General features: G+C 47.0%; 11 protein-coding genes. 8 read left to right on the top strand and 3 right to left on the bottom strand.

Annotation, left to right across the window (positions count from 1 at the left end):
* Window positions 1-34: 34 nt before the first annotated feature.
* Window positions 35-1,180 carry a glycosyltransferase family 1 protein gene (locus KUA49_RS14015; RefSeq protein ID WP_218412461.1) on the top strand — a complete coding sequence of 382 codons (1,146 nt, stop codon included), beginning with the start codon at window positions 35-37 and terminating at the stop codon, window positions 1,178-1,180.
* A 233-nt stretch (window positions 1,181-1,413) separates the two neighbouring features.
* On the opposite strand, the gene nadA is transcribed toward KUA49_RS14015, so the two are convergent.
* From nadA to KUA49_RS14000, 3 genes are all read right to left on the bottom strand, one after another.
* Window positions 1,414-2,406 (bottom strand): quinolinate synthase NadA, encoded by a 993-nt coding sequence (nadA, locus tag KUA49_RS14010; protein WP_203040339.1) that lies wholly within the window; start codon window positions 2,404-2,406, stop codon window positions 1,414-1,416.
* A 540-nt stretch (window positions 2,407-2,946) separates the two neighbouring features.
* Window positions 2,947-4,032, bottom strand: a complete 1,086-nt coding sequence (locus KUA49_RS14005; RefSeq protein WP_218412460.1) for a glycosyltransferase family 9 protein — start codon at window positions 4,030-4,032, stop codon at window positions 2,947-2,949.
* A 37-nt stretch (window positions 4,033-4,069) separates the two neighbouring features.
* Window positions 4,070-4,675 (bottom strand): DUF4254 domain-containing protein, encoded by a 606-nt coding sequence (locus KUA49_RS14000; RefSeq protein ID WP_203051111.1) that lies wholly within the window; start codon window positions 4,673-4,675, stop codon window positions 4,070-4,072.
* A 249-nt stretch (window positions 4,676-4,924) separates the two neighbouring features.
* Between KUA49_RS14000 and KUA49_RS13995 the strand changes: the two genes are divergently transcribed.
* The 7 genes from KUA49_RS13995 (at window position 4,925) to KUA49_RS13965 (ending at window position 13,958) form a co-directional block, all read left to right on the top strand.
* Window positions 4,925-5,161: an acyl carrier protein gene (locus tag KUA49_RS13995; protein WP_004342032.1), complete on the top strand. Its 237-nt coding sequence runs from the start codon at window positions 4,925-4,927 to the stop codon at window positions 5,159-5,161.
* Between the two features lie 22 nt (window positions 5,162-5,183).
* The gene (gene fabF / locus KUA49_RS13990; protein ID WP_203051110.1) at window positions 5,184-6,446 is read left to right on the top strand and encodes a beta-ketoacyl-ACP synthase II; all 1,263 of its coding nucleotides are present in this window, start codon (window positions 5,184-5,186) and stop codon (window positions 6,444-6,446) included.
* Window positions 6,436-7,533, top strand: a complete 1,098-nt coding sequence (rnc, locus tag KUA49_RS13985) for a ribonuclease III (RefSeq protein ID WP_218412459.1) — start codon at window positions 6,436-6,438, stop codon at window positions 7,531-7,533. Before fabF ends, rnc begins: the two co-directional genes overlap by 11 nt.
* Before the next feature lie 194 nt (window positions 7,534-7,727).
* Complete coding sequence (locus KUA49_RS13980) at window positions 7,728-9,236, top strand: GH3 auxin-responsive promoter family protein (RefSeq protein ID WP_218412458.1); 1,509 nt, start codon at window positions 7,728-7,730, stop codon at window positions 9,234-9,236.
* A gap of 63 nt (window positions 9,237-9,299) precedes the next feature.
* Window positions 9,300-11,279, top strand: coding sequence for an Ig-like domain-containing domain (locus KUA49_RS13975; protein ID WP_218412457.1), 1,980 nt, complete (start codon window positions 9,300-9,302; stop codon window positions 11,277-11,279).
* A 6-nt stretch (window positions 11,280-11,285) separates the two neighbouring features.
* Entirely contained in the window at window positions 11,286-12,098 is an 813-nt protein-coding gene (locus tag KUA49_RS13970; protein ID WP_203051106.1) for a DUF3108 domain-containing protein, read from the top strand.
* A 15-nt stretch (window positions 12,099-12,113) separates the two neighbouring features.
* A complete protein-coding gene (locus KUA49_RS13965; protein ID WP_218412456.1) occupies window positions 12,114-13,958 on the top strand; it encodes a calcineurin-like phosphoesterase C-terminal domain-containing protein in 1,845 nt (614 codons plus the stop codon).
* Window positions 13,959-14,005 lie beyond the last annotated feature (47 nt).

The following is a 14,005-nucleotide window of genomic DNA, read 5'->3' as shown; positions in this document are numbered from 1 at the left end:
TTGCAATTTATTATACAAATATCCTGATAAAGATATGAAGATACTACTCATGGGAGAATACAGTAACGTGCATGCCACACTTGCCGAAGGACTTCGCAAGCTGGGGCATCACGTTACCGTGCTCTCCAACGGCGACTTTTGGAAGAATTATCCACGAGATATAGACCTGGTAAGGAAGCCTGGAAAACTGGGCGGAATCATGTATATGATAAAGTTATACACAATTGTGCATAAGTTGAGAGGATACGACATCGTACAACTCATCAACCCAATGTTTCTGGAGCTGAAGGCAGAACGCATCTTCCCTATTTACCAATATCTGAGAAAGCATAACAAGAAGGTAATTCTGGGTGGATTCGGAATGGATTACTATTGGGTAAACGTTTGCTGCAAAGATAAACCTTTGAGATACAGCGATTTCAATATAGGAGACAAATTAAGAACCAATACCGATGCCTTGAAGGAAAGAAAGGATTGGCTGGGAACAGAAAAAGGAAGACTCAACCAGATGATTGCCGAAGATTGCGACGGCATCATAACGGGACTTTATGAATACTGGGCATGTTATCAACCAAGTTTTCCACAGAAAACAACCTTTATCCCCTTCCCTATCAAACCGCAGTTGATAACTCCTGGAAATGGCAACTCATATATTCATGTGGAAAACCATCAAGTTATCCCATTGGATATCCCCAGGAAGGTAAAGCTATTCATCGGAATCAACAAAAGCAGAAGCGAATACAAGGGTACCGATATCATGCTGAAGGCAGCACAAGCCATAGCTGAGAAATATCCAGACAAGACGGAACTCCGGATAGCCGAAAACATCCCTTTTGCAGAATATGTAAAAATGATGAATGGAAGCGATGCCATACTCGATCAGCTCTACAGTTATACGCCATCCATGAATCCGCTGGAGGCGATGGCGAGAGGAATCATCTGCATAGGTGGCGGCGAACCCGAGAATTACGAGATCATACACGAGGATAAGCTACGCCCTATCATCAACGTGCTTCCTAACTACGAAAGTGTTTACCAGGAACTGGAGCACCTCGTATTGCATCCTGAGCTTGTTCCTTTGCTCAAGCAGCAAAGCATCGAATACATCAGCAAGCATCACGACTACATCAAGGTGGCTGAAAGATATGAGGCATTCTATCAAAAACTGCTTATCCAATAAATGAAAATACGATACCAGCAAGGAAAATACGACAACATTAAGGGAAAACAACAACATCATTAAGGGAAAATGTTGCTGATATTAACTAAAATCTCCGTTCAATAGTTTTGAACGTACATTCAAAACAACTGAACGTACGTTCAAAACTATTGAACGGAGATTCAAAAGTACTGAACGAAGAATCGAAAGTACTGAATATAATCTTTCATATAGGCTTATAATCTTTTACCGCCTTATGAAAGCGAAAGCATCTTCTCGATAGGCTTCACAGCATCCTTGGCAATATCCTCTGCCACTTCCACTGTAGGCCAACCGAACTTCAAGCTATTATAAATCTTCTTCAAAGAGTTCATCTTCATGTACTCGCACTCATTGCAGCTGCAGCCTACTCCACCCTCGCTTACCTCTGGTGGCACAGGATAGAAGATGACATCAGGGCAATTGCGCTCCAACTCATGCAGGATACCAGCCTCTGTGGCGATGATATACTCCTTGATTTCCGGATGCTCCTGGGCATAATGCAGCATGGTGGCTGTAGAACCCTTCACGTCGGCTACGGCAAGCACAGGTGCCTTGCACTCCAAGTGAGCCATCACAACAGCCTCAGGATGCTCCTGCTTCAACTTAACGATGGCCTCTACAGAGAATTTCTCGTGTACATGGCAGCCACCGTTCCAGAGCAGCATATTTCTGCCCGTTACGCTGTTGATATAGTTGCCGAGGTTGTAATCAGGACCAAAGATAATCTTCTCGTCCTGTGGGAAGCTGTCAATCACCTTTTTGGCATTACCGCTGGTCACTACGCAATCGGTAAGCGCCTTCACGGCAGCCGTGGTATTCACATAGCTCACCACCTTGTAACCAGGATGCTCCTCCTTATATTTCTTCAAATCCTCAGCCTTGCAGCTGTCGGCGAGCGAGCAGCCGGCATTCAGGTCAGGGCAGAGCACGGTTTTGTCAGGGCTCAGGAGCTTGCAAGTCTCAGCCATGAAGTGCACACCGCACATAACCATCACCTTAGCATCGGTTTCAGCAGCCTTGCGAGCCAGTGCCAAAGAATCACCCACAAAGTCGGCAATATCCTGAATCTCACCAACCGTGTAGTAGTGGGCGAGGATAATCGCATCTTTCTCCTTGCAAAGCTTTCTGATTTCAGCCTTCAAGTCCAAGGTCTCGTCGATAGGTTCATCCACGTAACCTTTCTTTATCCAATCGTTTTTCACCATAACATTAATATTATATTTCTTTATTTCTTATTTTTTAAAAAAGAATATAAGGATGATGATATGACGTGGAAAAGTGGATAAAAAACATCGTAATTATTTGCTTTTTTCATTATCCAAGTCTTGTCTCAGGTTATCAGCATAGGGCTTGGAAATCTTTTTCTTGGCTCTTAATGCTTTAACCTTTTTATCAACATTTCCCCAATTCGCTGCAAAGTTAATAAGTTTATATCTTTTTTCAGTCAAAAACTGCGAAAAAGTTTCTAAAAACTTATTAATAACCCTGTGGATATCCATAATCACGGGTGTTGGGATAGGGGGATGTGGATATTCCGCAAGTTATTAAAAAGTTATTAAGAGGGTTTTCCGTACACTTATCCACGTTTTTGTGGATAATCTGAAATGATACTGTTTTTTAAAAGATAATCAGCTGATAATCAATAGGATTCCTGTAAGTATCAACTGTGAATCCATAGTGAAGAAGCAAAAAAGCAGATTTCCCGTGGCTGATAGGCCTCAGGAAATCTGCTTCTTTTATCATTGTTATCTCTTCTTTAAGATTCTATCTAGTTTTTCCACCACCATTTCTGGCGATATGTTCTTCATGCAGGCAAAGTCGCCTCGCATACAGGGTTTGTTGCCGTAAATGCTGCAAGGCCGACAAGGCATGTCGAGCTGTACGGCATTTTCTGGGCTTTGGTGCCATCCCATAAAGCCTGCGTAAGGGTGGGTAGCACCCCAGATGCTCACCACTGGCGTGTTGACAAGCGATGCCAGATGCATATTGCCGCTATCCATGCTCAGCATAACGCGGAGATGACTCATGAGAATCAGCTCGTCTGAGATGCCATGGAGCTTGGCAGATGCATTCACCACCTGCGGGAACTTCTCAGCCCAGGCATCCATCACAGGAGTTTCATCTTTACCGCCGCCAAAAAGGAAGATGTGACTATGTGGATAATGGCTGATAAGTTGCTGAATAACTTTTTCCATCAGGGGTTGTGGATAAATTTTCCCGGCATGTGCCGCAAAAGGAGCTATACCTATCCAAGGAGCTTCTAAGTTGTTGTCATCCAGAGAAATGAGATTTCCTCCTTCTGCTTGGAAAACTTCTTGTGGAAGCGTGGATAAGTCGCCTTTTCCCTCACCAAACATGCTTTGGAAATCCAGTTTTACCGGATAACCCAACTGTTCAAAAACATCGGCATAGTTTTGGAAAGATGATGGCTGCTTTACCAGTTTCTTGTTGGTGCTTGCCACGAGCATGCGTTTTCCCTTGCGATGCTTGTCAATGTGTGCCACATTGAAGTTGTCCAGGTTGAAGCGCATGCGCAGATAGCTGGAGCGGAGCACGCTGTGAAGATCGGCTATCGCCGTAAACTGCTTGGCGATGAGCCTGCGATAGAGGGCATTCAGTCCTTTTACACCTTTATACTCACCCTTGAGGTCAGCTTCCATGAATCCGACGTTAGGGGAGAGGTTTTCGAAGAAAGGACGGGCGAATGGACGGCTCAGCACGGTGATTCTCACATGAGGATATTGCTTTGCCAGGGAATATACCACGGGCACAGTCATGGCAACGTCGCCCATGGCTGAGAATCTTATTACGAGAATATGCTCTGTCTTCATACGTCAATTTCTTCTTTATATATATAATAAGGTGTATTTACTTCTGATTGTAGAGTACAGGATTGGTTGATGGATCGTTGTACATCTTCATCTGTCGATACACCTTCATGTACTTTCTTCCTGCCTCGATGTCTTCCAGGAGTTGGTCGATGGCTGTAGAGAGGTCTACCTGCTGTTCGAGCAGCACGTTGAGCTTAGCCTGGCATTTTGCCTTGTGCTCTGCTGATGCCTCAGGGCGATTCACCTGTTCCTTCATGTGATAAATCTTGAGGGCGAGGATGCTCAGGCGGTCTACTGCCCATGCCGGACTCTCGGTGTTGATGCGTGCATCATCCTGCACCTTCACGTCTTTGTAAACCTCACGGAAGTAAGAGTCAATCTGCTCCACGAGGTCTGTGCGATCTTGATTACTCTTGTCGATTCGGCGTTTCAATACGAGTGCTTCGGCAGGGTCAATCTGCGGATCACGGATGATATCCTCGAAGTGCCACTGCACGGTATCAATCCAACATTTGAGGTAGAGACGATTCTCGATGGTACCCTCAGCGAAAGGATTATTGATAGGAGTATCAATGTTGTCTTTGATATGATAATCGGCTATCGCCTGATTAAATATCTTATTCGCGTTTTCTGTAAATGTCATGCTGTTTATTATGTTTGATTAAATACAGTTTATTACGTTTGATTAAATACAGTACAAAAGTAACAAAATAATCTCAAATCACCAACAAAAAAGGCAAAAAAGGCAAAAAGTATGCACAACTTAGGGGTATTTGTGCACAGAAAAGTACTTTTTTTGCTAAAATATTTGTTTATATCAAAAAAAAAGTGTTCCTTTGCACCCAGATTTTTAATTAGAAATTGATTTATAAACATTTTAAAAGTTACAATTATGTCAGAAATTGAAAGCAAAGTAAAGGCAATTATCGTTGATAAGCTCGGTGTTGATGAGGCAGAAGTTAAGCCAGAGGCAAGCTTCACAAACGACCTCGGTGCAGACTCTTTGGATACTGTAGAGTTGATTATGGAGTTCGAGAAGGAGTTCTCTATCTCTATCCCAGACGATAAGGCTGAGAAGATTGCTACTGTAGGTGACGCTATCGCTTACATCGAGGAGAACGCTAAGTAATTTAGCAACTAAAATTTTATAAATGGAATTAAAGAGAGTTGTAGTAACAGGTCTTGGTGCTGTAACTCCAGTAGGTAATACTCCTGAGGAAACTTGGGAGAACCTCCTCGCTGGAAAGAGTGGTGCTGCGCCTATTACTCATTTCGATACAACTAATTTCAAGACAAAGTTCGCTTGCGAGGTGAAAGACCTGAACATCAATGAATGGATTGACCGTAAGGAGGCTCGCAAGCTCGACCGTTATACCCAGTTGGCTATGATTGCCGCTATGCAGGGTGTAAAGGATGCAAACATTGATCTTGAAACAGAAGATTTGAACAACGTTGGTGTTGTATTCGGTGTAGGTATCGGTGGTATCAAGACATTCGAGGATGAAGTGTCGTATTTCGCTACTCACGAGGAGAATGGTCCTAAGTTCAACCCATTCTTCATCCCTAAGATGATTGCTGATATCGCATCTGGTCAGATTTCAATCCATTTCGGATTCCACGGACCAAACTTTACCACAACATCTGCCTGCGCATCTTCTAGCAATGCATTGGCTGATGCCTTCAACCTGATTCGCTTGGGCAAGGCAAACATCATTGTTAGCGGTGGTGCCGAGGCTGCTATCTGCGCTTGTGGCGTAGGTGGTTTCAATGCCATGCATGCGTTGTCAACACGTAATGATGATCCTGAGCATGCTTCACGTCCATTCAGCGCTAGCCGCGATGGATTTATCATGGGCGAGGGTGCTGGCTGCTTGATTCTCGAGGAGCTGGAGCACGCTAAGGCTCGTGGTGCGAAGATTTATGCTGAGATGGTAGGTGAGGGCGAGAGTGCCGACGCTTATCATATCACAGCTTCTCATCCAGAAGGTCTCGGTGCCAAGCTCGTTATGGAGCGCGCACTTGCTGATGCCAATCTGAAGCCAGAGGACATTGACTACATCAATGTTCACGGTACATCTACTCACGTGGGTGATATCTCTGAGGCTAAGGCTATCAAGGCAGTCTTCGGTGATGCAGCTTACAAGCTCAACATCAGTTCTACCAAGTCAATGACTGGTCACCTCCTCGGTGCTGCTGGTGCAGTAGAGGCTATGGCCTGTGTTCTTAGTGTGAAGAACGATATCGTTCCTCCTACTATCAACCACGAAGAGGGTGACAACGATCCAGAGCTCGATTACAACCTGAACTTCACATTCAACAAAGCTCAGAAGCGTGAGGTTCGTGCAGCATTGAGCAATACTTTCGGATTCGGTGGTCACAACTGCTGTGTAGTATTCAAGAAGTATGCTGAATAATTTTATAGATAGAATAAAGCTCTCTTTCCGCAAGGATAAAGAGCTTTATTTTTCTTTGTACGAAATCCTAGGTTTTTATCCCCACGACATCAGTTATTACAAGATGGCGCTGATGCACAAGAGCATCATGCACCGCAACGCCAAGGGCAAGCCCGTAAACAACGAGCGCCTGGAGTTCTTGGGTGATGCTGTTCTGGATGCCGTGGTGGGCGACATCGTGTACCAGCACTTCCCTGGCAAGCGTGAGGGATTCCTGACCAATACCCGAAGCAAGCTAGTGCAGCGCGACACGCTCAACAAGTTGGCCCAGGAGATGGGCATCAACCAACTCGTATTATCCAATGGTCACAGTTCTTCTCATAACAGTTACATGGGAGGAAATGCTTTCGAGGCGTTGGTTGGAGCTATCTATCTGGACCGCGGTTACGATGCCTGCATGCAATTCATGCAGAAGCGCATCCTGGCAAAAATGATAAACATCGACAAGGTGGCTTACAAGGAGGTTAACTTCAAGAGCAAACTCATCGAATGGAGCCAGAAGAACCGTGTGAAGTTGGACTTCGTGATGCTGGGACAGGAGAAGGATAAGAACGGCAGCCCTGTGTTCACCTATCAGGTGGTGATGGAAGGTGTGAAGGGTGGAGAAGGCAAGGGTTACTCCAAGAAGGAGAGCCAGCAGCTTGCATCTAAGCTCACCCTGGAGCGCTTGCGCAAGGAACCGCAGTATATTGAATCTGTGTTTACTGCCAAGGCCAACCGTACGAAGATGGAAGAGGAACCTGTGGAAGGTGTGCCTTCTACCGAGGTGAAGGAAGATTTCATCATCTCGCAGGAGGCAGAGAAGCAGGAGCCTGAAGTGAAGCACGTGAATGTTTTCAAGGAAGAGGTTTATTCCGAAAAGTCTTCTGCCGTTACAGAGAAGGCCGAGGAGATTGCTATCTCTGAAGAGCAGGTTGCTGTTCAGCAAACAGCCGGTGGAAACGACGAGTTTGACTTGAGCGACATCACGGCAGAACCAAAGGAGATGACCCGAGAGGACATCATCGCTGCTGCCGAGGCAGCAGCGTTTGGAGAAGAACATGAATAAGCAGGATAGTCGGTAGCTTATCGGCTGGGGCTTATATTGGGCTTACATAATTAAAATACTCCCATGAGAAGGCATCATTGATGCGGCTCATGGGAGTATTTTTTCTTATTTGTATTAAAAAACAGTAAAAACTTTCTCTATATCAAAAGATTGAATTACTTTTGCATCTACTTTAAAGGTATATATATCTAGATATGAGTTTAACAACGATAGTAAGTAATGTTTTCAAGCCTCGCCAGAAGAGCTTGGAGAAGTATGTACATGATGCAGAGACATTGCAGCATGATGTACTGATGCGCCTTTTGGCATCGGGAAAAAACACCGAGTATGGTGTGAAGCATTTGCTCAATACAACAAACAGTTACGAGAAGTTTGCCCAGAATGTGCCGGTCAACACCTACGAGGAATTGAAGGGGGATATCGACCGTATGCGACATGGTGAAAAGGATATCCTTTGGCCGGGACAGGTGAAGTGGTTTGCCAAATCTTCGGGTACCACCAACGACAAGAGTAAGTTTATTCCTGTTTCGCAGGATGGATTGCAGAACATCCATTACAAAGGTGGCTTTGATGCCGTGGCATATTATCTGCGCAATAATCCTAAGAGCAAGATTTTCGATGGCAAGAGCCTGATTCTCGGCGGTAGCCATTCGCCTAATTATAATGTGTCGGGTAGTCTGGTGGGCGACTTGAGCGCCATCCTCATCGAGAACATCAATCCGCTTGCCAACATGGTGCGCGTGCCAAAGAAGGAGACGGCTCTGCTCAGCGACTTCGAGGTGAAGCGCGACCGCATTGCTCATGAAACCCTGTACAAGAACGTGACCAATATCTCGGGTGTTCCTAGCTGGATGCTCAGCGTGCTGGTGCGTGTGATGGAGCTTTCCGGCAAGAAGCATCTGGAGGAAGTGTGGCCAAACCTGGAGGTGTTTTTCCATGGCGGCATCGCCTTCACGCCTTATCGCAAGCAGTATGAGCAGCTCATTACTTCTCCTAACATGCATTATATGGAGACCTACAATGCCAGCGAGGGCTTCTTCGGCTTGCAGGACGACCCTGCAGACCCTGCCATGTCGCTCATGATAGATTACGATGTGTTCTACGAGTTCATCCCGATGGATGAGTTTGGCAGCGATAATCCTACCGTTGTTCCGCTCTGGGGTGTAGAAGTGGGCAAGAACTATGCCATGGTCATCACCACATCCTGCGGCTTGTGGCGCTATATGATAGGCGATACGGTGCAGTTTACCAGCGTGAACCCATATAAGTTTGTCATCACGGGCCGTACCAAGTACTTTATCAATGCCTTTGGTGAAGAACTGATCATGGATAATGCCGAAAAGGGATTGGCTTATGCCTGCGAAAAGACGGGAGCCCAGGTGGCAGAATATACCGCCGCTCCGGTTTATATGGACAGCAATGCCAAGTGCCGCCACCAGTGGCTCATCGAGTTCTCTCAGGAACCAGCCAGCCTGGATGAGTTCGCCCGATTGCTCGACCAGAAGTTGCAGGAAATCAACAGCGATTACGAGGCGAAGCGATTCCACGACGTCACCCTGCAGCATCTGGAGATAGTCAAGGCTAAGCCGGGACTCTTCAACGAGTGGCTCAAGAGCAAGGGCAAGCTGGGTGGCCAGCACAAGATTCCTCGCCTGAGCAACAGTCGCAAGAACATAGATGAGATGCTCATCATGAACCAGTAATACCTTTCTCTTCTTTCTGGCAGCAGATAGGAGAGGGGGGATACCTTAGAAATACAGATAATAATGATGAATAAGAACGCTATAAAGAACCTGTTGGTGCATCGGATGAAGGCAAACTCCCTGTTTTTGCCCTTCTATCTGCTGGTCCTCCTGCTGTTGGCTTCCTGTGCCAAGATGGGACAGCCCGATGGCGGATGGTTTGACGAGACTCCTCCCAAGGTGGTAGGAGCCACGCCGGGCGATGGTGCCACGAAAGTGAATCAGAAGAAAATCAATATCTACTTCGATGAGTTCATCAAGCTGGATAATCCTTCTGAGAAGGTAGTGGTGTCGCCTCCGCAGCTGGAAGTGCCTGAAATCAAGGGAGGCGGAAAGCGAATCTCCATTTCGCTCGTCGATTCCCTCAAGCCCAACACCACCTACACCATCGACTTCTCGGATGCCATCAGCGATAATAACGAGGGCAATCCGATGGGAAACTATACCTACAGTTTCTCTACGGGCGAGGTGATTGATACCATGGAGGTGTCGGGATGTGTGCTCGAAGCCGAGAATCTGGAGCCTATCAAGGGCATCCTGGTGGGCTTGTATGCCGACCATGCCGACTCTGCCTTCCGCACCAAACCGATGCTTCGAGTGAGCCGCACCGACAGCCGTGGCCGCTTCGTCATCAAGGGTGTGGCACCGGGTTCTTATCGCATCTATGCCCTGCAGGATATGGATGGCAACTACATGTTCAATCAGAAGAGCGAGAAGATTGCTTTCTCACACGACATTATCGTGCCATCCAGCAAACCGGATATAAGGCAGGATACCACCTGGATAGATTCACTCCACATCAAGTCGATTGACCCTGTGAAATATACCCACTTCCTGCCAGACAACATCGTGCTGAAGGCTTTCACAGAGCCGCTTACAGACAGATATTTCCTGAAGGCAGAGCGGCAGAAGGCAAACAGTTTCTCGTTGTTCTTCAGTTATGGAGATTCCATCCTGCCACAGATCAAGGGACTTAACTTCGATGCCCAGGATGCTTTCCTGATAGAAGCATCCGAGAAGAAGGATACGATAACCTATTGGCTCAAGGATACGGCATTGGTGAACCAGGACACTCTGCTCATGGACATCACCTATCGCATGACTGACAGTACGGGAGTGCTGGTCAACAAAACCGATTCCACCCAGGAAATCCTCTCCAAGGAACCATACGCCAAGCGAATGAAGGCTCTGGAGAAGGAACTGGCTGCATGGACCAAGAAGCAGGAGAAAAAGAAGAAGAAGGGCGAACCATACGATTCGGTGATGCAGGTAAAGCCGCTCGATGTGCAACTGAGCGTGTCATCGCAGCTGGATCCCGACAGGAACATCTTCTTCACCTTCCCAACTCCTCTGGCAAAGGCAGATACTGCCGCCATCCATCTTTATGCCAAGCATGATACCCTCTGGTATCGGGCACCGATGGAATTCCTGCCTGCAGGAAACAGAAGATATGAACTGCGGGGCGAGTGGCGCCCGGATATAGAATATAGTCTGGAAGTAGATTCTGCAGCTTTTGAGGATATCTATGGATTGGCTTCCAAGCCTATCAAGCAGGGCTTCAAGGTCAACTCGCTGGATACCTACGGCACCCTGCTGGTTAACATCACTTCGCTCCACGACCAGCCACTCCTGGTACAGCTTCTTGATTCCCAGGATAAGATGGTGAAGCAGGTGAAGGCGGTGAATGGCGTGGCGGAGTTCTATTATCTGAAACCGCAGAAGTATTACATGCGTCTCATCGTAGATAGAAATGATAATGGCGTGTGGGATACGGGCAATTACGATAAGGACCAGCAAGCCGAAGAGGTGTATTACTATCCGGAAGAGATAGAATGCAAGGCTAAGTGGGACCTTACCGAAAGCTGGGATCCTACGGCTAGTGAACTCTCCCGACAGAAGCCGGGAGCCATCACCAAGCAGAAGCCAGACAAAGAGAAGAAAGTTAAAAACCAGAATGCACAGCGTGCCGCTAAACTCGGCATCCAGTACATTCCTAAAATGTAAGAGGATATGAAGTTACTAAAGTCTGTTATAGTAGCCATGTTGCTACTTTTGGTCAATACTTCTGTATCGGCCCAGTGTACTTTCCGTAATACGGCTTTTAAGTCGGGAGAATTCCTGACTTACAATCTCTATTACAACTGGAAGTTTGTATGGGTAAAGGCGGGCACAGCCAGCATGTCGGTGGTACAGACCACCCACAAGGGCAAGCCAGCCTATCGCGGTTCGCTTGTAACCCGTGGTAATAAGAAGGTGGACGATTTCTTCGTTCTCCGCGATACCCTGCTCTGCTATACAGGCACCGATATGGCTCCTATGTATTTCCGCAAGGGTGCCCGCGAAGGCAAGCGATATACGGTGGATGAGGTTTTCTACAACTATGCGGGCGGCAAGTGCAATGTAAATTTGCATTATCAGAACAAGCACGGTGAGCATAAGCACAAGAAGGCTTCTTACGACGACTGCGTATTCGACATGATGAACATCTTCCTGCGTGCCCGCAGCTTCGATCCAGCCAACTGGAAGAAGGGACACAGCGTAAGATTCCCTATCTGTGATGGTAACGGACGCACTCCTGCGCAGTTGAAGTTTGGCGGCAAGGTAACCGTGAAGGCGGATAATGGCATCAAGTATCGCTGCCTGCGCCTGGAATATATGGAACTGAAGGACGAGAAATGGAAGAAGATAGTTGATTTCTACATCACCGATGATGAGAACCATGTGCCAGTACGTCTCGACATGTTCCTGAAGTTCGGTAGTGCCAAGGCATTCCTGGTGGGTGCCAAGGGAACCCGCAATCCGTTCAGTTCTATCGTGAAGTAAAAATCTCGAAGGTAAATGAAAAGAAATCAGATTTATACAGGTATCATCGTCTTCGTTTGCTGCGTTCTCGTGGCAATAGGAGTTACCTTGCGTCTTCTCAAACATGCAGATAAGCTTCCTGTCAAGGTTCCCGTGCTGGTGAACAGGCAGAAGCCGCAGGTGGCTGATACGCTGAAGAAGAAGCCTGTAGCAAAGCCGGATTTCAGAATATCAGGTACCTTGAAAGATACCGAGGGAAGGGGAGTGGCTGGAGTCATCGTGAGCGATGGATTCAACTGCGTAAAGACCGATTCCCACGGAAGATATAAGATGAAGCGAGACAGTTTGGCTCGCTTCATCTATTATTCCGTGCCTGCCGATTGCGAGGTACCTACCCATTCGGCAACCGACCGCACGGCTTATTTCTACCAAACTGTATCCAAGAAGAAGAAAATCTATAATTTTACGCTGCGCAGATTGCCTGGCGGCAAGGAGACGCATTATAAGATGATAGTCATCGGCGACCCGCAGGTTACCAATGCCTACAGCCCCTACTATACTTCTCCGAATGATAATCCCATCAAGAAGAGCGATGTAGAAAGATTCACCACCCAAACCATGGCAGATATCAAACAGACCATCAAGAGTCTTCCTGCCGGTACTCCCGTCTATGGACTCAGCATGGGTGATGACGTGCAGTATTATGGCGGCTACAACGCCAAGCTGGAGCGTCAGATACGCCAGGCATTGGGTTCTTCCGAGATGCGCCTTTTCTCCGTTATCGGCAATCACGACCAGGATGGCAAGGCACTCTACCGCCGCAAATGGGAAGAGAATTTCGGACCCACCGATTTTTCCTTCAATCGTGGCGATGTGCATTACGTCTGTATCAACAACTGCTTTTTCCATCGTGGAATGGCCTATTATTCGCCGGGCGAACTGCGTGAGCGCCAGGTGAAATGGCTGAAGCAGGATTTGGCCCTCACGCCAAAGGATATGAAGGTGGTGCTCTGCTATCATATCCCGTTCACCTTCGGCAATGCGCCTTTCAGCAAGGCGAAGCCGCTGACCAATGCCAATGAGCAGGGGCATTATTCCTCTTCCCGTCTCTCGCTGCTGTTATCTCTTTTGAAGCCATTCAAGGGGGGATATGAGCTCTTCTGCGGCCATACTCATTTTGCCTGCAACCACGAGATCAATTATCAGGGCGAGGATGTGATGGAGCATTGTCATGCTGCTGCCTGTGGCAATATCTGGCAGTCGAACATCAACATCTGCGGTACCCCGAACGGATATTATGTCTATAGCTTTGTGGGTACCAGCATCAGCAACTGCTATTACAAGGGAACCTTCTGGGATAAGAGCAAGCAGATGACCATCTTCCGTGCCCAGACCGATTTCAACGGCGAGAAATATGCCAAGGACTGGCAGTTGGCAAACAACAGGAATATCCTGGTAGCCAATGTCTTCAATGCCACCAGTCACTGGCGTGTGGTAGCCGTAGAGGATGGCAAGGAATATCTGATGCGCCGCATCAGCAGCAAGGGGCAGGATGCCTTTGCAGCCGGCTATCATCATAAATACAGCGAGAGTGTATCCTATCGGTTCGTGAGCAAGGGAAATGGTTATCTCATCATGAACCACCTTTATTATTATACTCCTAGGAATCCGAATGCCAGAATCATCATCAAAGCATCCGATCCATATGGAAATACCTATACGGCATCGAGCGACGAGGCGATAACCGAGCCTTTCGCCAATTATGCCCATTATTACGAAAAAGAGTATAAGGAGTATAAGAGTAAGAAAGATAAGATGTTGCGGGATTCCTTGTTGAACAGGCAGAAAGATTCACTTGCTGCAAAGAAGAAAGATAATTAAGGCACGAAAAGTTGTAATTTAGGCACGGATTACACGGATTACACGGA

This window comes from Segatella copri (genome assembly GCF_019249655.2).
GTDB lineage: Bacteria > Bacteroidota > Bacteroidia > Bacteroidales > Bacteroidaceae > Prevotella.
The sequence above is the reverse complement of the archived record's forward strand: the minus strand, read 5'-3'. Positions and strand labels throughout refer to the sequence as shown.